The 19,972-nt window shown below is 72.2% G+C and carries 14 protein-coding genes and 1 pseudogene; 4 read left to right on the top strand and 11 right to left on the bottom strand.

What is annotated here, in order from left to right:
• The 10 genes and pseudogenes from ABZ805_RS01405 to ABZ805_RS01360 form a co-directional block, all read right to left on the bottom strand.
• A pseudogene (locus tag ABZ805_RS01405) lies at positions 1-1,392 on the bottom strand (TIGR02680 family protein); the annotation flags it as partial.
• On the bottom strand, positions 1,389-2,591 hold the full coding sequence (locus tag ABZ805_RS01400) for a TIGR02678 family protein (RefSeq protein ID WP_358432701.1): 1,203 nt from the start codon (positions 2,589-2,591) through the stop codon (positions 1,389-1,391). The gene ABZ805_RS01400 and the pseudogene ABZ805_RS01405, both read right to left, overlap by 4 nt.
• The gene (locus ABZ805_RS01395; protein ID WP_358432699.1) at positions 2,588-4,096 is read right to left on the bottom strand and encodes a TIGR02677 family protein; all 1,509 of its coding nucleotides are present in this window, start codon (positions 4,094-4,096) and stop codon (positions 2,588-2,590) included. The genes ABZ805_RS01400 and ABZ805_RS01395 overlap by 4 nt, the downstream gene beginning before the upstream one ends.
• Positions 4,097-4,270: 174 nt before the next feature.
• The gene (locus ABZ805_RS01390; protein WP_358432697.1) at positions 4,271-4,444 is read right to left on the bottom strand and encodes a hypothetical protein; all 174 of its coding nucleotides are present in this window, start codon (positions 4,442-4,444) and stop codon (positions 4,271-4,273) included.
• A 404-nt stretch (positions 4,445-4,848) separates the two neighbouring features.
• Positions 4,849-5,097 (bottom strand): hypothetical protein, encoded by a 249-nt coding sequence (locus ABZ805_RS01385; RefSeq protein ID WP_358432695.1) that lies wholly within the window; start codon positions 5,095-5,097, stop codon positions 4,849-4,851.
• Positions 5,094-5,561 carry a hypothetical protein gene (locus ABZ805_RS01380; RefSeq protein ID WP_358432693.1) on the bottom strand — a complete coding sequence of 156 codons (468 nt, stop codon included), beginning with the start codon at positions 5,559-5,561 and terminating at the stop codon, positions 5,094-5,096. Before ABZ805_RS01380 ends, ABZ805_RS01385 begins: the two co-directional genes overlap by 4 nt.
• A 1,395-nt stretch (positions 5,562-6,956) precedes the next feature.
• Positions 6,957-7,610, bottom strand: coding sequence for an ATP/GTP-binding protein (locus ABZ805_RS01375; RefSeq protein ID WP_358432691.1), 654 nt, complete (start codon positions 7,608-7,610; stop codon positions 6,957-6,959).
• Complete coding sequence (locus ABZ805_RS01370) at positions 7,591-8,406, bottom strand: DUF742 domain-containing protein (protein WP_358432689.1); 816 nt, start codon at positions 8,404-8,406, stop codon at positions 7,591-7,593. The genes ABZ805_RS01375 and ABZ805_RS01370 overlap by 20 nt, the downstream gene beginning before the upstream one ends.
• A gap of 4 nt (positions 8,407-8,410) precedes the next feature.
• Complete coding sequence (locus ABZ805_RS01365) at positions 8,411-8,857, bottom strand: roadblock/LC7 domain-containing protein (RefSeq protein WP_358432686.1); 447 nt, start codon at positions 8,855-8,857, stop codon at positions 8,411-8,413.
• 168 nt (positions 8,858-9,025) lie between these two features.
• Positions 9,026-12,571 carry a nitrate- and nitrite sensing domain-containing protein gene (locus tag ABZ805_RS01360; protein ID WP_358432684.1) on the bottom strand — a complete coding sequence of 1,182 codons (3,546 nt, stop codon included), beginning with the start codon at positions 12,569-12,571 and terminating at the stop codon, positions 9,026-9,028.
• 727 nt (positions 12,572-13,298) lie between these two features.
• Here ABZ805_RS01360 and ABZ805_RS01355 point away from each other — a divergent pair.
• The 3 genes from ABZ805_RS01355 (at position 13,299) to ABZ805_RS01345 (ending at position 16,397) form a co-directional block, all read left to right on the top strand.
• Positions 13,299-13,745, top strand: a complete 447-nt coding sequence (locus ABZ805_RS01355) for a DUF485 domain-containing protein (protein WP_358432682.1) — start codon at positions 13,299-13,301, stop codon at positions 13,743-13,745.
• Complete coding sequence (locus ABZ805_RS01350; RefSeq protein ID WP_358432680.1) at positions 13,742-15,370, top strand: cation acetate symporter; 1,629 nt, start codon at positions 13,742-13,744, stop codon at positions 15,368-15,370. The genes ABZ805_RS01355 and ABZ805_RS01350 overlap by 4 nt, the downstream gene beginning before the upstream one ends.
• A 664-nt stretch (positions 15,371-16,034) precedes the next feature.
• Positions 16,035-16,397 (top strand): SH3 domain-containing protein, encoded by a 363-nt coding sequence (locus ABZ805_RS01345; protein WP_358432678.1) that lies wholly within the window; start codon positions 16,035-16,037, stop codon positions 16,395-16,397.
• A 632-nt stretch (positions 16,398-17,029) separates the two neighbouring features.
• Here the strand turns inward: ABZ805_RS01345 and ABZ805_RS01340 are convergent.
• Positions 17,030-18,685 (bottom strand): FAD-binding dehydrogenase, encoded by a 1,656-nt coding sequence (locus ABZ805_RS01340; RefSeq protein ID WP_358432676.1) that lies wholly within the window; start codon positions 18,683-18,685, stop codon positions 17,030-17,032.
• A gap of 246 nt (positions 18,686-18,931) precedes the next feature.
• Here ABZ805_RS01340 and ABZ805_RS01335 point away from each other — a divergent pair, with 246 nt between their 5' ends.
• Positions 18,932-19,960, top strand: coding sequence for an NAD(P)-dependent alcohol dehydrogenase (locus tag ABZ805_RS01335; protein WP_258343508.1), 1,029 nt, complete (start codon positions 18,932-18,934; stop codon positions 19,958-19,960).
• Positions 19,961-19,972: the final 12 nt, after the last annotated feature.

Raw genomic sequence — 19,972 nt, 5'->3', positions numbered from 1 at the left:
TTCGACACCGGCAGTGCGGAACCCGATGACGACATCGGCGTGGTCGGTGCCCTCGGCTCGCTGCCGCGCGAGGTGCTCGCCGCCTCCGTCGGCGTCGATGCGGTCGTGCTCGCTGCGCGCGGCGGCGCGCAGCAGGAGCCGGGCGCGCCGCCGGTCCGCGGTGCCCGCGGCCTCGTGGAACGCCCCGGCGAGGCCGACGGGTTCGGCGTGCCTGCGCGCGTCCCGCTCGGCGCGCACGGCCCGTTCGGCGGCCGCGGCGGCACGGGATTCGGCGGCGGCGCCGCGTTCCTCGTCCGCGTCGGCTTCGGCGGTGCGCCGGTCGGCCCGGTCGCGCACCGCGGCGGCGGTGCGCTCGGCGGCGGCGGTCTCGGCGCGCAGCCGGTCGAGCTCGGCGGCTTCGTGGTGGCCTTCGGCGAGCCCGGCGATGCGGGCCCGGGCGCGGGCGGCCTCCCGGTCCAGTTCACCGCGCTGCGCCAGGATCTCGTCCCGTTCGGCGGCGGCCTGCTCGTGGCGGCGCGCGCCGTCGGCCGCGGTGTCGGCGGCCCGGTCCAGTTCGGCGTTCGCCGCGAGCAGGTCGGTGGCGGCGGCCCGCAGCACCCGCTGCGCGTAGCCGCGCTGCCGGTCGGCGACGGTCTCCGCGGCCCGCACCTGCTCGTCGAGCCGCGCCAGCTGTTCGCGGCGCCGGTCGAGGCGTTCGAAACCCTCGGCCAGCTCGGAGATCTCGGCGGCACCCAGCGGCGGCAGCGCCCGGGACAGCAGGGTGGACAGCAGGTTCGGGTCCAGCCGTTCGGACAGCTTCGGCGTGCGCAGCTGCAGCAGCGCTGTGATGAGGGCTTCGTAGCGCGGTTCGCTGAACTCCGGGAACAGCGCCGCGCGCACCGCGTCCCGGTGCGCGGCGGGGGTGTCGTGCACGGTGCCGCGCTCGCCGAGCGCCTCCTCCAGCGCGGTCCTCGTCAGCGGCTGCCCGTTGCCGTTGACCAGCCGCAGGTCCGCGCCGACGCGCCGGGAGGTGGTGAAGAAGTCCGCGCGCACCTCGGCGGTGTGCCTGCTGGCCTGCAACCGGGCGCCGCAGGTGAACCACCCGTCGCCGCAGCGGAATTCCAGCCACGCGTAGCCGACGCGGGTGACCCCGGACGCGCCCGCTCCCATCAGGTTCCAGTGCATGGTGCGTTCCGCGCTGCCGAACGTGGACAGCCGGTTCGCCCGCAGGTCGGCGTCGAACAGGAACGGCAGCAGCAGCTCCAGCGCCTTCGACTTCCCGGTTCCGTTCGGGCCGCGGAGCAGCAACCGTCCGTTGTGGAATTCGAAGACCTCGTCGTAGTAGCGCCACACGTTGAGGATTCCGGCGCGCGACGGGCGCCAGCGGGCCGCGGCGGGTTCGAGGGCCGTCACGACGGGTTTCCTCCAGCGGAGTCGGGGGAACCGGACACGATGGTGTAGCGGGCGGCGGCGGGCAGCGCGACGATCCGCTCCCCGCTGCGGCGGGCCAGGCCGAAGTCCACGAGCACCGACACCGCATCCGCGACCAGCCGCGCCGGGCCGTCGGAATACCGGTAGGTGCGGGCCGATCCGGGCGAGCGGTCCAGCACCGATTCCGCGTCCTCCCGCAGCTGTTCGGCGGTGAGCCCCGCGCGGGAGGCGCCCAGCGAGTCCAGCAGGTGCAGCGCGGCGACCTTCGCGTTGTCCCCGTCGTCGGGGAACCTGCCGTCGGTGGCGAGGGATTCCGGGTCGACCAGCAGCATTCCCTCGGCGCGCTCCTCCAGCGCGAATCCGCCCTGTTCGGCGGCTTTCCGGATGATTCCGCGGCCGGTGCGGGAGGTCGCGTACCCGCGCTGCTCCGCGGTCAGGTCCGCCCAGTACACGACCGGGTCGTCGAACAGCTTGCGCAGCACCGAATGCCGCAGCCACAGCGCGCGCTGCACGTCGGTCCCGCCCGCACCGCCGTAGCGCGGTTCGGCGAGCAACCCGGCGAGCCGGTCCCCGTCCGGCGACCGCGAGGGCCCGTTCGGCGCGGCCAGCAGCCGCATCAGCAGCGCCGCGTCCACCCGGTACAGCACCTTCGCCCCGGCGGAGTCCGCGAAGTCCTCGGTGCTGCCGTCGACCGGTTCCAGCGCACCGAAGCCCTCCAGCGCGCGCAGCACGTCCACGAACGCCATCCGCTCGGCGCGCAGCGCCGGATCGAACCCGGGCAGCACCGGATCGGCCGCGGTGGCCTGCGCGACCCGGTCCGCGAGCAGCCCGACGGTGGTGGCGGGACCGGCGAGCAGTTCCGCCGCGGCCACGCAGAACAGCGCGTAGCGCCGCCGGTCGAACGGTGCCCTGCTGCCGCGGTCCCGCCGCGCCGGGCGGGAGGAGTCCGGGTCGGAGCGCACCTTCGCGAGCCGCGCGTAGCCGCGCCGCGGCTCCACCACCAGCGACCAGCCGCAGTGGTAGTCGAACCAGCCGGCGAGGGTGTCGGCGCGCCGCCGCACCAGGTCGAACGCGTCCGGGTCGGTGGCAGCGCGGATCAGCGGGCTGCCCAGCAGCAGCCTGATGCCGCGGGCGAGGTCGGCGCGTTCCGCGATGACCAGCTGGTTGGCCAGGTTGCTCATCCGCCCGCCTCCACCGCGCGGTCGGCGACGAGCCGCACGTGCACCGCGAAGTCGGGGCCGCGCAGCGCTCCGCGCGAGGTGCGCAGTTCTGCGGTGCGCCCGTCGGCCGGGTCGGACAGCTCGATCTCCACCCGTCCGTCGCCGGTGCAGGCGCGGCGCACGCCCGCGTCGTCGGCGCGGCTCGCCAGCGCACGTCCCAGCAGGTCCAGCAGCCGGTCGAACACGCCGGGTTCGAGCTCGGCGAACGAGGAGAGCCGGACCGCACCGCCGGTGGCGACGCGCTGCCAGGCGGCGTCCAGCTCGGTGCGCTCCTGCCTGGCCCGAGCGGCGCGCAGCGCGGCGAGCTGCGCGACGTCCCGCACCTTCCCGGTGCTGCCGAACTTCTCGACGCGTCCGCCGCTGCGCAGCAGCGCCGAGACCCGCACCCGCGGGGCCTGCGCCCACGGCGTCGCGGGCGCCACCAGTTCGGGGTCCTCGTGCGCGAGGTGCGCGTGCCGCGCGGGGCCGAGACCGAACGCGGCGGACCAGAGGCGGTGCAGGTCCTCGTCCCGGTCGGCGGTGGTGAACCAGCGGGCCAGTTCGCGGAAGTCGGCTGCGGCGCTGGACGATCCGCTGCGGTGCTCGGTGATCCGCTCCAGGTCGCGCAGCAGCGCGACGACGGATTCGCGGGTGGTGGCGCGGAGGAGTTCGATGCGCGGTTCCGGCGGCCGGAACCACTCGTGCAGCGTCCGCCAGTGCGCCGCCCGCTGCTCCAGCCAGTGCCGATCGTCCGCGGTGGGCGGCAGGTCGGCGCCGCGCAGCGCACGCCGGTGCAGGTCGGCGGTGCCGTGCGCGTCGACCTCGGCGAGCGCGGCGGAGATCGCGGGCGCGCACCGGTCGAGGTCGGTGCTGAACTCCTGCAGGTGCGCGACGGTCGCGGCCCGCACCTCGTCGAAACCGCCGGTGCCGTCGGCGCACACCGTCTTCCGGAGTTCGGCGTGGAAGCGCGCGGTGCCGGTGCGCAACGATTCCAGGTGCCCTTCCAGTTCGCGGACCGCGGCGAACAGCCGCCGGTCCGCCGAGCCCGGATCGGCGAGCAGCGCGGCGATCTCGGCCAGCCGGTCGGCGATCCCGTCGAGCACCGCGGTCTGCAGCGCGCCGGTCTCGTCGAAGGCGGCCTGCGCGTGCCGCAGCCCCGCCCAGGCTGCCGCACCCGCCGTGGTCAACGCGTAGTGCAGGTTCCGCCGCTCGTACTCGGCGGCGGTGCGGTAGTCCTCCGCGTGCTGCTGGACGGCTTCGAGCAGCCCCCACTCGGCGAGTTTCTTGAGCCGTTCCGCCAGGTCTCCGTCACCGAGGGCGTCGAGCCCGCCGCTCGCGCGCACCCGTTCCTGCACGTCGTCGATGCCGAGCGAGCCCTCCCACCGCTCCGCCGCGTCGGCGAACGCGCGCAAGATCGCCGAGTACGACTCGGCCTGAGCGCCGACCGCGAAGCGGAACACGTCCGACGGGACCCGCTGCGTCGCCACTCGCGGCCTCCTCCCGGCGGGGAACCAACCACTCCACGGTAGTGGACCGCGGCCTCCGGGCGAACGGGTAGCCGGGGGCGGATTCGCCCCGGTCTCCCGGCTGCGGCCGGGAATTCCCGTCCGAGCACGGAAAATCCGGCCGGTGCCGCGCGGGCACCGGCCGGGTCGGTTCCATCACAGGACGTGCCGCGCCCCGGCGCCGAGACCGCGGCAGGACCAGCACTCCTCCGCGGAGTCGAGCGCCGGGCCGGCCGGGTCGGGTTCGGGCAGGCCCGTTCCCGAGCAGTCCGGGCACCAGGACCACTCGGCGGGCAGTTCCGCGGCGGGCGCGGGCGGCAGGACGTTCACCGCGCACCTCCTGTTCTGCCGGGTTCCGCGGGGGTTTCCGGCTCCGTGGGCGGGGCCTCCGGGTGCGGAGGCCCCGCCCACAGGTCTACCCCGCGCGCTCCGACCGGCGGGGTCGCGCGGGTAACGGCTCGCGAAATTCGGGAGCCGGCACCGCGCGGACCGCGTCCCTGGTGGCTCGCGCGCCCCGCGGGAACCACGGCCGGGCCGTCGGCGCGGGGATCGCGCTCGCGCGGGCGTCCGGCGCGTCCGCGCGCTCGGGACGTCGCGGCGGGATCGTGCGCCGCGGGAACTCCACCGCTCCCGGCCGGTCGAATGCGCGGCGCGCGTTCCGGGCGGGAATCGGCGGTTCGGAATTAATCGAATGGCACCCCGGCCGGGAATGCGCATTGCGACGAGCGGCGCATTCATCGCACTCCACGTCCCGCGTTGACCCTGATCCATTTGCGGGCCTGCACCCGCACGTCCTGGTCGTCTATCCAGTCGATGCCGACCTGCACGCAATCGACGAGGTTGTCGTCGCTGTGCGAACCGCGCGCGTCCCCCCGGTGCACGGTGATCATCCCGGAGCCGCGGCCCCAGCGGAACGTGTAGGACTCGCGCGCGGATATTCGTTCGAAGTGCCAGGTCATCGGCAGGCTCTTCTTCCCGTTCATCGGCCACCTCCGAGGTGGCGGGATCCGTGCGGGGCGCCCGGTCGCGGCCCGCAGCCACCGCAGCGGGGCTGCGGGATGCGGGAGAGCACGTCGACCGGCGCACCGCCCGGCATCCCCGGATCGGGCGGGCCGCCGCGCGGGCGCCGCCTGCGCGGAATGCCGAAGTGCACCGGGAATCCGCCGGACATGGGGGAACCGCGGGCCCCGTGCGCGGGGAGCGCGAGCAACGCCTGCACCACCTCGTCCACCGGTCCGTCCCGCCGCCACAACGCGGGAGGATCGGGAAGTTCCAGGTCGGAGACTCGATACCGGGCCGCGACGGCGTCGTCGGCCGCATAGGCGAGGAACGTGTCCATCACGCCGTTCTGCACCCGGAAGCCCTGCAGCACGAACTCGTCCTCGCGCCCGGTCGGCAGGTGCCGGAATCGGAACCCCTCGTGGACGCTGGCTCGAATCGCCGCCAAGTGCGAATGGAAGAGCGCGTCGAAGTCCACAGTGGCCACCTTTCATCAGATCGCCTTGCATGACTGGGAAAACCACCTGGCACGACGAATCCCGCCAACCAAGAAGATCTTGGTCGGACAGCCGAGCCCGTGCGTTTCAGGTGATCTTGAGAAGTGGAAGTAGTCGACCACTGGCCGCTATAAAAGAATGCTAGCCGCACGATAACGATCCGCGCACTCTTTCAATTGGGTGAATATCCGAAGCCCCGAACCGAACCGACTTCCGCTCTTTCGTCCACAGCGGACGGTATTCGACAAGTGCGCTAACCAGCCCGAATCGGCGTCGGACCACTTGAAAAGTCGCGCTATGGCAGCGAAAACGCGATCACACCGTTCGGCGGCACCCGCCGCCGGGTCGTGCCGAGGGCGGTGGCGCGCCGCCACCTCCGGCCGGACCGCGTCGAAGATCCACTAGTCAAGGTGGACAGTCCTGCCGCACCAGCGCACCGGACACCGGAAAACCCCGCCGCAGCGCGGGAATCCGCTCGAACCCGCGGCGCCGCGACAGCGGATCGCAGGCCCGGACACCGCTCGTGCGCACCGGATGAGCTCCCAGCGGTCCGCGTGCCGATCCGCACCTCCGCGCGGCCTGGACCCACCGCGTTCCGGCGAACCCCGAGCGGGCCGTCCGTCGCCCCCGTCCGGAACTCCCGCCCGACGCCCCGCCGGACCGAACCGCGCCCAGATCCGGTCCCCGGGCTCCGCGCCACGTTCCCCGCCACCCCGAAAACCGGCTGAGATCCCCGCAGCCGCCTCAGCACGCCGCTTCCGCCGCAACTTCCCCCGGCGCCGGAACTCGGCCCCGCTGCGCGGAACTCGGGCCCGAGAACGGAACCCGGGTCCTCCGGCGGACTCGGGCCATCCCGCGGAACCCGGTCCCTCCGGCGGAACTCGGCTCCCACCGACGGAGTCCGGACCCCTCCGGCGGAACTCAGACCCCGCTCGCAGGACCTGGCCTCGGCTCCCGGAACTCGGCCCCCTCCCGCGAACTGGACCCCTCCTCGCACAACTCGGCCCCAGCTCGCGGAACTCAGGCACCTCCCGCGGAACCAGACCACACCCCCAGACCCCGGTCTCAGCTCGCGGAACCAAGGCCCCGCGGAACCGGGCCTCCGCCCCCAGGACTCGGCCGCAGCTCGCCGAACTCGACCTCTCCCGCGGAACCCGAGCCCCGCGGAACTCGGGCCGCTCCCCGGAAAACCGCCGCCGACCGCACCCGCGCAGCAGTGAGCGCGCCGTGGAACGGACGTCCGTTCCGCCGGCGCGCTCGGCTGCACTGCTCCAGTTGTCGGACCACCACCCGCGATCGCCGAGGACAACCCGGTCCTCGACCTGCGGGCCGATCCGCCGCGGGGCTCACCGCGCGATCTGCTGACCGCCCTGCTGCCCCGGCTGGCCCTGCTGCTGCCAGTGCCGCATCGCGTGCTGCACCAAGGCGATCAGCGCCTGCTTGGTGGACTGCTGGTCCCGGGCGTCGCACGGTCCGATCGGCACGTGCGGTCCGATCGCCATCGCTTCCCGGATCTCCTCCATGCGGTGCTGCAGTTCGCCGTTGAAGCAGTTCACCGCGATCAGGTAGGGCAGCCCGCGGTCCTCGAAGAAGTCCACTGCGGAGAACGAATCCGCCAGCCTCCGGGTGTCGACCAGCACCACCGCGCCGATCGCGCCCTTGACCAGGTCATCCCACATGAACCAGAAGCGCTGCTGCCCGGGCGTGCCGAACAGGTACAGGATCAGGTCCGAATCCAGCGAGATGCGGCCGAAGTCCATCGCGACCGTGGTGCTTCTCTTGTCCGGTGTGGCCGCGAGGTCGTCCACGCCCGCGCTGGCCTCCGTCATCACCGCCTCGGTGGTCAGCGGGACGATCTCGGAGACGGAACCGACGAACGTCGTCTTCCCGACCCCGAAGCCGCCCGCGACGACGATCTTCGCCGAGGTGGTGGCACCGCGCTGGGGAGCAACCGGCCCCCGAGCGCCTCCTTGGGGAGCTCTATAGCCGACGGAGTCCACTCAATACCCTTTCCATCAACAACAGGTGTGGTGCGCTACCGCTTTCGGTCACCGTCTGGTGCACGGTGACCATCCCCAGTTCCGCCATGTCGGCCAGCAACACCCTAGCCACCCCGATCGGAACGGAGAGCAGCGCTCCGACTTCGGCCACCGACCTGGGATGCCGGCACATTTCAGCGATCGACTCGTGTTCCATCCGCCCCGCCGAGCCAGGCCGGTAGGCCTCGCTCGTGGACACGAGCGTCTCCAGTTGCAGCTCGTAGTTCGACCTGGTCCGGCCACCGGTCCAGGTGTACGAGCGAATGGCGGCGGGAACCTCGGCCTGCGGCTCCGGTTCACGCCCCGGTGCGCCGAACGCCCCCCTGGACTGCTCGGGCACCGGTTCACCACCCCCCGGTCGGCCCGCGGGCTGTCTCCCGACCGTCCACGGAGCCGATTCCGCCGTCCCCGAACCGGATTCCGAGGTCCCTCCCCAGGTCTCGTCCGGTTCGCGGTACGTCGGGCCTTGCGTTTCCCACTCCAGCGGAGTTTCGAACGGATCGCGCCGGTCGAACGGATCCGCTGGAGGCCGAGCGGTGGGTCGCCGGGAGTGCGGCTGCCCCGACTGGGGTTGCGGCGCACCCGCGTCTCCCGCGCCCTGATCGGCGGCCGAGCCCTCCGCCTGGTCCGCCTTCTTCCGGCGGCCGCGCCTGCCGCGGCCGCTGTCGAAGGTGAACCCGTTCATCACGTCGGCGAAGGTGTTCTCGTCCGGCTCGTCCCGTCTTCGGTCCTGCTCGCCGAACTCCGGCTCGCTCATCGCGTCACCTCACCGCGGCCGGGCGGGAGAACGGATTTCTCGCGCCCTGCAGCTGGTGCCGCAGCTCCGGGGTGAGCATCTGGCCGACGCGCTCCACCAGCATCGCCATCTCGTAGGCGATCAGGCCCATGTCGCACTGCGGTGCGGCCAGCGCGGTCAGGCAGGATCCGTCGCTGATGCCCATCTGGATCAGCGTGCCGTACTGCATCTCCACGATGGTCTCGGTGACCTCGCCCGCCTCGAAGCACTTCGCGGCGCCGTTGGTCAGGCTCAGCAGACCGGACGAGACCGCGGCGAGCTGTTCCGCGCGGTCCCTCGGCAGGTTCGCCGAACTGGTCAGCAGCAGTCCGTCCGCGGACACCACGATCGTGTGTGCCACACCGGCGACGCGCTGGGTGAAGTCCGTCACCAGCCACCCGAACCGCCGGGACATCGTCTCCTGGGGAGTCATGCAACCTCCTGGCTTGTGGTCGTGGAATCGCCGAGGGATGTCCGAACGACTCCATGTTGCCGAATCGGTGGAACCGGACGCGGGTGTTCCGCGCCCTCAGTGGCCTGGCTAGCGCTCCTTCTTCCGGTGGGGGCCATGAACAGCGTTCGAGTTCCGCACGCGCCCTCCCTACGACTCGTCCGGCGCCCGGTGCCTGCCGCGCTCGACACCGGATTGGAAGCTGGACAGCCTGCCGCGCAGCGCGTTCGCGTCGCGTTCGAACCGCTGGCCTTCCGGCCGAGTCGACGTGACCTGCGCGCTGCCCGGGGCCAGCTGCGCCTTCGGGGTGCGCCGGGGCAGACCGGAGTCGGTGAAGGACGTCGGGTTCATGCTCGTGACGGCTTCGGCCTGGCGCCACGACTCGTCGGTCGCGAAGCTCCAGCCGCCGTCGCCGTTCCCGTTCGACGCCGGGGCGGCCTCGCCGCCGGCCCAGCCGGAGTTCCCGCCCGCGGCGTCCTGCGCGGGCTCCTCGGCGGGACCGTCCTGCGACGACGAGGTCATGGCGCCGTTCCTCCCGAAGCGCAGGCCGCCTTGCAGGTCGGCCAGTCTGCGGCTCAACTCCTGCGGGCTGCGCTCCGCCGAGGTGCTCGGAGCGGCGGCCGCGGTCTCGCCGGCCCCGTCCTGCTCGAGCTCGCCGATGCCGAGCGGGTCGTCCTCGTCGACGTGCACCGCCGATGCCCCGGCGGGACCGCTGCCGTTGCGCCGCGGCAGGCCGGACCCGGTCGAGCCGGACTCGCCGGAACCGGACTCGCGGAAACCGGTCTCCCCGAACCCGGAGTCGCCGACGCCGCCGTCGCCGTATCCGGAGTCGCTGCGGCCGTTGTCGCCGAACCCGGAGTCGCCGGGACCGGACCGGCTGAAACCCGAGTCGTCGGGACCGGAGCCCGGGAATCCGGACGTGGCGAACTCCGACTCGGCGGCGGTGCCCCCGCCGGTGGTGTCCGCCGCTTCGGCGCCGGCTTCGGCCTCCGCCGCGGAATCCGCGCTGAACGACCAGGAACCGGTGTCCATGATGGACGTCGCCTGCTCGTCACCGGGCCATTGCCGGCCCTGCTCCTGCGCGCGTTCCTGCTCCTGCTCGCGGGCGTACTCGTCGAGGTCCTCGTCCGTGATGGGCTGGAACCACTGGGTGGAGACCTCTTCGAAGATCGGCGACTGCGCGTCGGACGCGGCCGAGGTCTCCTCGGGTGCGGGCGGCCACGCCAGGTCCGAGGACGTCCAGTCCGCGGAGAAGTCGTGGGAATCGGCCTGCTCCGGGATGTCCACCGGGGTGAACAGGCTGCCGAGGTCGCCCGCCGGTTCCTGCTGCGAGGGGCCGACGAGACCGGCCGCCGGCTCCCGCTTGGGCAGCGGGGAGTTCGACTCGGCGGGCGTGAGGAAGCCGGTGTTGAACGTGTTCCGATCGGCGTCCGGTTCCGCGGTGCTGAACCCGGTCTCGGCCGGGTCCGCGCCGCCGAAGCCGAAGCTCGTCCCGGCGGGCTCGGATGCGGTGCCGAACCCGGTTTCGGCGGCGAAGCCGGTGCCGGTGCTGAACCCGGTCTCGCTCTCCGCCGTGCCGAAGCCGCCGTCCGCGGTGCTGAACCCGGTGTCGCCGCCCGCGCTCCACACGAACCCGGTGTCGTCGTGCTGCGACCCGGATTCGGTGCCGGAGGCGGTCGGCTGCGGCCCGGTCCCGAAGGTGCCGGAGGTCGGCAGGTCGTGGTGCGCCACGCCGTTGCGCTGCCCGCCGGTCGCGGGGCTGGTCTGCTGCGGGACGGCCGAACCCGCGACCACGTGCTCCGCGGGGATGTTCACTGTGGCCCGCACACCGTCCACATCGGGGCCGCCGTGCAGCCGCACGGTGACGCCGTGGCGCAGCGCGAGCCGGGAGACCACGAACAGGCCCATCCGGCGCGAGGTCGCCAGGTCGTTCTCGTCGACCCGGGACATCCGCTCGTTCGCGGCGGCCAGTTCCTGGTCGCCCATGCCGATGCCCTCGTCGAGCACGTCCACGGTGATCGACCCGTCGCCCGCCTGGTAGCTGGAGACGGTGACCGAGGTGTCCGGCGCGGAGAAGTTCGCCGCGTTGTCCATCAGCTCGGCCATCAGCCGCACCAGGTCGCTGGCCGCGTGGCCCAGCAGCCGCACCTGGGGCGGCGGCTGCACGACGACGCGCGGGTACTGCTCGATCTCGGAGACCGCGGCGCGCAGCATGTCGCCGAGTTCGGTGGGCCGGACGAACCGCCGCGCCAGGTCGCTGCCGGAGAGCACCATCAGGTTCTCGTTGTTGCGGCGCATCCGAGTCGCGAGGTGGTCCAGCTGGAACAACCGGGACAGCTGGTCCGGGTCCTCTTCGTCCTGCTCGAGCTGCTCGAACAGCCGCAGCTGGCGTTCCAGCAGGCCCTGGCTCCGCCGGGAGACGCCGACGAACGATTCGCTGTAGCCGTGCCGCAGCGAGGCCTGTTCGGCGGCGAGCCGCAGCGCCTGCTCCTGCACCTGGTCGAAGGCGCGGGCCACCTGGCCGACCTCTTCGGTGGTCTGCACCGGCAGCGGCCGCAGCTCTTGCGCCTCTTCACCGGACCGGATGCCGGCGACCGCGTCGGGGAGCCCGTGCTGGGCGGCGTCGAGCGCGCCCTGCCGGAGCAGGCGCAGCGAACCGATCAGCTGGCGGCTGATCATCGTGATGACGGCGGCGGCGATGATGAGCGCCGCCAGCAGCAGCGCCGAGTCCCACCCGGCCGCGTTGCCCGCGTCCTCGCGGAGCGTGTTCGCCCCGGCCCGGACCTCGTCGGCGAGGTCGTTGTGGCCGTCGTCGATGAGTTCGACCACCTGGTCGGAGACGCCGTTCCACTGCTCGGTGCTCACCGGGAGCTCGCCGCCGCTCATCCCGGCCATCAGGACCTGGGTGAGCATCGCGTTCCGCTGGATGATCTCCGGGCCCTGGGTGGTGGCGTCCAGCCGCTCCTGCCAGTGGCGGGCGACGGTGGCGCGCGCGTCGGCGATCTTGGAGACGAGGCGGGCGCGGGAGCCCTGCAGCGCGTCACCGGACTGCGGGGCCAGCTGGCCCTGGGACAGCCCGCTGAGCACCCAGGCCTGCTGCAGCCGGACCTCTTCCATCATGGCGAGCATGTCCTGCAGCGCCGAGGCGGTCGCGGCCAGCGACGGCTCGGACACGGTGCTGGTGAGCGCGCGGTCCAGCGACAGCACCGAGGTGATGGCGGCGCTGTAGGCGTTGATGGTGTCGGGGGTGGACAGCGATTCGCGGCGGACCGCTTCGCGCGCGGACCGGAGCTGATCGAGCGCGGCGTGCACCTCGTGGTGGCGGTCGTCGACGATCTGGCCGTAGTCGATCTCGCCGGGACCGGCCGATTGCTCGAACTCCTCGTCGACGGCGGCGAACGCGGCGTCCACTTCGGCGATCCGTAGGTCGAGCTCTTCGGCGTTGTTGGACAGGACCGCGGCGTTGCGCTCGTCCTGCAGGGCGGCGACGAGGGGCTCGACCTTCTGCGCGCCGTCCAGCACGTGCGCGACGCGCTCGTACTCGGTGGCCTGGGCGACCTGCCAGCGGATCTGGGAGATGCCCAGACCGACGGCGAAGACGACCGGGACCAGCACGACGGCGGCGAACTTGACCGGGAGGCTCCAGTTGCGCCACTGGCCTAACAGGGCCCGCTTGCGCGGGGTGGGCGCCGTCACGAGCACCACCCCGGCATCGGCCGGGCGGCCCGGCTCGGCAGGCGATCTCGTTCGAGTGAACTTGGCGTCGGGGAACGGCGCATGCGTGTGATCCCGCAATCGTCGTCTGGGTTGTCGGGGGGAAAGCGGTCCGGCGGCGGGCAGGCTCGCAGTCGGCGGGGCGAACTTCCAGCACAGAACCGTATCGGTGCGGCGGCGCCAGCGAGACCGAGCGTTACCGAACCGATCGCTACGGGCTGTGCCAGGACTGACGGCATTCCGGACACGGACACCTAACCGGGGCGAAGGAAGAGGAGGCGGTCTGCTTTCGGGTGCCTGCACTATAAACCCTGCCCCCAGGAAACAGCGGAGGGCGTTTTCGACTCAATCGACTCCGCGGAAGACCGCACGTCACGTGTTCCCGCGGCAGCTCCGCACGTACCGGAACGAGGAATTTTTCACTGCGCGGAAGCACGATCGGGCGCGTCCGATCGCTGCCGGGCCGCCTGGAAAACCTTCGCCGCGGCGTGCAGCCGCGTGGTCGAAGTTCAACCGGACGTGTCACGAGGCGACTGAGACACCCCCGTTCGTCACGCTAAGTGATTGACTCGTCATCCTGTGTGGCGACATCTCTTCCCAATTGCGTCGGAGAGGTGGTTAACTTCGCCGCCGCTGAGCTTCGACATCGCATCCACCGGGTCCCCCGAGTTCCGACCGACCCGAACTAGAGAACTTCCGGGAAGGAAGCATGAGCGACGCCTCTCAAACCCTAATCCGCGTGTACCCCCAACACCGCGTCCGGCGACAAACCCCGAAACCCTTCGCCGGAATCGAGCGCACCACCACCATCGCGCAGCGAACCGGCCCCGATTATCGGGCTATCGCGGCGAGCGCCGAATTCCACGCCCTGCGCCGCAGGGTGGTCCGGTTCGTATTTCCGATGACCGCGTTATTCCTACTCTGGTATCTCGGATACGTCCTGCTCGCGGCCTACCAGACCGAGCTGATGGCCACCCCCGTGCTCGGCTTGATCAACATCGGACTGCTGCTCGGAATCGGGCAATTCGTGTCCACAGTGCTCATCACCACCGCTTACGTCCGGTTCGCCGAGCGGTCCATCGACCCCCTCGTCGAGGAACTCCGCGCCGAAGTGGACGCCTCCCCCGCCTCCGCAACGGACGGTGACCGGCGATGAACCACGCCTTCGTCCTCGCCGCCCGCGAGTCCTCCGACGACTCGCTGCTGCCCGCCGACGGCCCCGCCGTGAACACCGCGATCTTCGCCGGGTTCGTGCTGATCACGCTGTTCCTCGTCTACCGCGTCAGCAGCAGGCGCAGCACCACCGCCGACTACTTCGCCGCAGGTGGCTCGTTCACCGGCGCGCAGAACGGCATGGCGCTGTCCGGCGACTTCCTCTCCGCCGCCTCGTTCCTCGGCATCGCCGGTGCCATCGCGGTGCACGGCTACGACGGCTTCCTGTACTCGATCGGCTTCCTGGTCGCCTGGCTGATCAACCTGCTGCTCATCGCCGAGCGGATGCGCAACACGGGCCGGTTCACCATGGGCGACGTGCTCAGCTTCCGGATGCGCAAGCGCCCGGTGCGGGCCGCGGCCGCCGTCTCCACGCTGGCCATCACCTTCGTCTACATGATCGCGCAGATGGCCGGGGCCGGCGGCCTCGTCGCCCTGTTGCTCGACGTGCACAGCACCGGCGGCCAGGCGATCGTGATCGCCGTCGTCGGCGTCATCATGGTGCTGTACGTGCTGGTCGGCGGCATGAAGGGCACCACCTGGGTGCAGATCGTGAAGGCCGGGCTGCTGTTCCTCTGCGTCGGGATGATGACGATCTTCCTGATCGGGAAGTTCGGCTACAACCCGTCGAAGCTGCTGGTCTACGCCGCCGAGAACAACCCGAACGGGCGGGACATCTTCGCCCCGGGCGTGCAGTACGGGCTGTCCGCCATGACCAGGCTGGACTTCGTCTCGCTGTCGCTGGCCCTGGTGCTGGGCGTGGGCGGGCTGCCGCACGTGCTGATGCGCTTCTACACGGTCCCGAACGCGAAGGAGGCCCGCCGCTCGGTGGTGTGGGCGGTGTGGACGATGTCCGCGTTCTACCTGTGCACCCTGATCATCGGGTTCGGCGCCGCCGCGCTGGTCGGCACCCCGACCATCCTGGACGCCCCCGGCGGCGAGAACTCCGCGGCGCCGCTGCTGGCGTACGAGGTGGGCGGCACCTTCCTGCTCGGCATCGTGGCCGCCGTCGCGTTCGCGACCATCCTCGCCGTGGTCGCCGGGCTCACCCTGACCGCGTCGGCCTCGTTCGCGCACGACATCTACGCGAACCTGATCAAGGACGGCAACGCCGACTCCGACCGGGTCGTGCGGGTCGCGCGCTACACGGCGCTGGGCATCGGCGGGGTGTCCATCCTGGGCGGCATCGCCGTCAACGGGCAGAACATCGCGTTCCTGGTAGGGCTGGCCTTCGCGTTCGCGGCCTCGGCGAACCTGTCCACGCTGCTGTACTCGCTGTTCTGGCGGCGGTTCAACACCGCGGGAACGCTGTGGGGGATCTACAGCGGACTGGCGTCCTGCCTGGTGCTGGTCGTGCTGTCCCCGGTGGTCTCGGGAGCCCCGGACTCGATCTTCCCGGGGATGGACTTCGCGCTGTTCCCGCTGCGCAACCCCGGCATCGTGTCCATCCCGATCTCGTTCCTGTTCGCCGCGATCGGCACGCTGCTCAGCACCGAGAAACCGGACGCGGACAAGCAGGACGAGATGGAGGTCCGCGCGCTCACCGGGATCGGCGCGGACAAGGGCTGATGCGCTGGCGCGGACGCGTCCGGAGGTGCGGCTCCGGGAGCGTCCGCGCCGCTCGGAGCCCCGGGTTTTCCCCCGGAGCGGTCGTCAGGCGCCCGCGCGGGGTTCGAATCCGACGCATTCCGCGACCGGCAGCCCCGGATAGCGGGGAATCCGCTCATCCCATCCGGCGCGGGTGCACCGCATGTACGTGACACCGCGTCGCGTCCGGTTCAGCGACGGGTGCTCGCAGTACCGGCACAACCCCGCGGGAACGGCCAAACCGTCCCAGGGATCCGCATCCGCCATCGATTCCTCCGGTCCACTCCGATCCGGCGGCACCGGTTCCGCGCTGGCCCGCCGGAATGCCGCCGCTTTCGCGGGCAGCTTAACCGCCGGCCCGAGTTGGTGACTCAGCGGTGAACCGCGCGCTTCACTTCACCGGATCGTGGACACTGATGCAGCAATCGCGATCGCGCACCGATGTCCGGGCGCGAATTCTTTTCGGAATTCGGCGCACGGCCGGACCATTCCCCGAAGCACACGATCGGACACTCCCGGCACCCCCGCCGCGGCCGATAAGATGAACGGCGCGTTGATTGTTCGACCAAGGGGAAACGTCGGAACGATCTGTTCGCGAAACTCCCGCCCGGAGTTCGACCCGGCCGCGGGAGCCAGGGGGAAAATCATGCACACGATCCGGAACGCCGTGCTGGCGGGAATCGCCGCAATGGTGCTGCAAGTGCACGGACTGGGCGCCGGGGTCGCGCACTTCGTGTTCGAATTCGGCCACCGGCTGGCCGAGCTCAGCAGGGACGCCGGGACCGACCGCGCCGAGGACTTCCGAGTCCCCGGGGTGAACCTGCGGGCCGGTCCCGGCACTTCCTCGGTGGTGCTCGGCGTCGGCAACCCGGGCGACCGGCTGGTGCAGCGCCGCGAAGTCGACGGCGAGCGGGTGACCTGCCCGGACGGCGGCGCGCAGCACACGTGGTGGCAGGTGCTGGACCGGCGCACCCGGGTCACCGGGTACGTCAGCTCCTGCTTCCTGTGACGGCCGAGCGGCTTCGGTCGCGCCGCGGCCGCCCGATCCGGCGACCACCCGCGCAGAGCCCGGTCGGGCCGCCACCTGCGCGGAAGGCCCCGGGCCGGCTATCACCTGCACGAACGGTCCTGGCTCGGCGACCACCTGCGCGAACGGTCCTGGCCGGGCGACCACTTGTCCGGATGGTCCTGGGCGGGCTGTCACCTGGCGCGAAGAGTCCTGGTCGGACGGCCACCGGCACGAACGGTCCCGGTGTCGGGCGGCCTACCCGCGGGACGGTCGTGGTCGGACGGCCACCGGCACGAACGGTCCCGGCGTCGGGCGGCCCCACCCGGGGACGCTCCGGGTGTCGGGCGGCCACCCGCGCGTCCTCGTCAGGCTGTCACCTGCGCGGCCGGCCCCAGCCTGGAGGGCACCCGCGGTGACCGGCTTGATCGGATCACTCGCGTGGACCGGCCTGGTCGGGCGGCCCCACGCCGGCGCCCTGCCCAGGCCGATCGCGGGCGCGGACAGGCTACGTCGGACGTCCGCTCGCGCGGGCGCGGCCGCCGGGCCACCACTCGCAGGAACGGCACCGGTCAGGCGGCCCACCGGTCAGGCGGCCCACCGGTCAAGCGGTCGCCCGGTCAGGCGGTACCCGGTCAAGCGGTCGCCCGCGCGGCCGCCCGTCCGGCGGCGCGCCCCGAGAACAGGCAGCCGCCGAGGAAGGTCCCCTCCAGCGAGCGGTACCCGTGCATGCCACCACCGCCGAACCCGGCCACCTCACCGGCCGCGTACAGCCCCGGCAGCGGCGCACCGCCCGCGCCGAGCACCCGCGCGTCCAGGTCCGTCTCGACCCCGCCGAGGGTCTTGCGGGTCAGCAGCGACAGCCGCACCGCCACCAGCGGCCCGGCCGCCGGGTCCAGCAGCCGGTGCGGCGGGGCGACCCGGACCAGCCGGTCCACGCTGTAGTGCCGGGCCGCGCGGATCAGCGACACCTGCGCGTCCTTGCCGAGCCCGGAGGTGACCTGCCGGTCCCGGGCCACGATGTCGCGTTCCAGCTGCTCGGCGTCGATCAGGTCGGTACCGGTCAGCTCGTTCATGCCGCGCACCAGCTCGGGCAGCGTGCGGCGGGTGACGAAGTCGGCGCCGCGCTTGACGAACTCGGCGACCGGGCCCGGTGTCACCTCGCCGCCGCGGGCGAGCACCTCGCCGATGCTGCGGCCGGTGAGGTCGGGGTTCTGCTCCGAACCGGACAGCGCGAACTCGCGGCTGATGATGCGCCGGTTGAGCACGAACCAGGTGTGGTCGTGGCCGGTGGAACCGATGTGCGCCAAGGTCGCCAGCGTGTCCGCGCCGGGGAACAGCGGCGGCGGCAACCTGCGGCCGAGCGCGTCGATCCAGAACGACGACGGTCCCGGGAGGATGCGGATGCCGTGGTCGGTCCACACCGGATCGTAGTTGCGGATTCCTTCGGTGTAGTGCCACATCCGGTCGGAGTTGATGATGCGGCCACCGCTGTCCCCGACGACCTCCAGCATCCGCCCGTCCACGTGGTCGGGCACTCCGGCGATCATCTTCGCGGGGGCGGGGCCGAGCCGCGCGGGCCAGTTGCGCCGCACCAGGTCCAGGTTCGCGCCGATGCCGCCGGAGGTGACCACGACGGCCTGCGCGCGCAGGTCGAACTCGCCGATCGCGGTCCGGGAGCTGCGCTGGCCGCGGGAGACCCCGCTGGGTTCCAGCACCTCGCCGCGCACCCCGTCCACCGCACCTCCGGTGGTGGTCAGCCCGGTGACGCGGTGCCGGAAGCGCACTTCCACCCGGCCGCGCTCCTCGGCGGCGCGCACCCGGCGCAGGAACGGCTCCAGCACGCCGGGCCCGGTCCCCCAGGTGACGTGGAAGCGCGGCACCGAGTTGCCGTGCCCGGTGGCCAGCGATCCGCCGCGCTCGGCCCACTGCACCAGCGGGAACAGCGACAACCCCTGCTCGCGCAGCCAGGACCGCTTCTCCCCGGCAGCGAAGTCCACGTACGCCTCGGCCCAGCGGCGCGGCCAGTGGTCGTCGTCGCGGTCGAACCCGGCGGTGCCCTGCCAGTCCTGCCAGGCCAGTTCGTGCGAGTCCCGCACGCCGAGCCTGCGCTGCTCCGGGGAGTCCACCAGGAACAGGCCGCCGAACGACCAGTGCGCCTGCCCGCCCAGCGAGGCCGCCGGCTCCTGGTCGAGCAGCAGCACGCGGCGACCTGCGTCGGCCAGCTCCGCGGTCGCGACCAGGCCGGCGAGCCCGGCCCCCACCACGATGACATCGGCGTCGAACGCCACCAGCGACTCCTCTGCTCACTCGGTCGGAAGCTCTGCGAACTATAGGCCGCCGGGCCGCCCCCGACGCCAGTCCGCGGAGGCCCGCTCTCGCATTCGGCGGCCGCGATTGCGCTGAACCGCTCAAGGACCTTCCCCCGCCGGGTCGGACGCATGCGGTTATCAGCATCTGACAACGGCTCTTCCACGCGGCGGGACGCTCCGGCAAGCCTGTGAACCAGGACACAGCTCAACGGAGAGGAGTCCGCGTTGCGAGCGGTCAGAGTGCACGCCTACGGCGAGAGACCCGTGGTCGAATCGGTTCCCGATCCGGCCGTGCGGGAACCGCTGGACGTGCTGGTCGAAGTCGGGGCGGCGGGTGTGTGCCGCACCGACCTGCACATCATCGAAGGGCAGTGGGCCGACAAGAGCGGCGTCGCGCTGCCCTACGTCATCGGGCACGAGAACGCGGGCACCGTCCGCGAGGTCGGCAGCGCGGTGAGCAACGTCCGCCCCGGCGACAAGGTCATCCTGCACCCGCTGGTGACCTGCGGGCTGTGCCGCCCGTGCCGCGGCGGGGACGACGTGCACTGCGAGAACTCGCTGTTCCCCGGCATCGACACGGACGGGGGCATGGCGGAGCTGCTGCGCACGAACGCCCGCTCGGTGGTGAAGCTCGACGACGGGCTGGAACCCGCCGAGGTGGCGGCGCTCGCCGACGCCGGGCTCACCGCGTACCACGCGGTGCGCAAGGCGGTGCCGCTGCTGCACCCCGGCGCCCACGTGGTCGTGATCGGGGCGGGCGGGCTCGGCCACATCGGGCTGCAGTCCCTGGTGGCGCTGACCCCCGCCGAGATCACCGTGGTGGACCGCTCCCCGGAGGCGCTGCGGCTGGCCGAGCAGCTCGGCGCGCACCACGCGGTCCGGGCCGACGGCGGCCAGGTCGACGCGGTCCGCGACATCACCGGCGGGAAGGGCGCCGAGGTGGTGCTCGACTTCGTCGGCGAGAACGGCACCGAGGCGGACGGCATCGCGATGACCCGGGACGCCGGTTCGTACTTCGTCATCGGCTACGGCGGCAGGCTCGACGTGCCGACCATCGACGTCATCTCCCGCGAGATCAACGTGGTCGGCAACCTCGTCGGCTCGTACCTGGACCTCGACGAGCTGATGACGCTCACCGCGCAGGGCAAGGTCTCGCTGCGCACCCGCACCTACCCGCTGGACGCCGCGCTGGACGCGCTCGACGACCTCGATTCGGGCCGCATCCCCGGCGGCCGCGCCATCCTCGTCCCCTGACCCGCCCCACCA

The sequence above is a fragment of the Saccharopolyspora sp. NPDC047091 genome (genome assembly GCF_040643635.1).
GTDB lineage: Bacteria > Actinomycetota > Actinomycetes > Mycobacteriales > Pseudonocardiaceae > Saccharopolyspora_C.
Note: the sequence above shows the minus strand (reverse complement) of the source record. Positions and strands in the feature narration are given on the sequence as shown.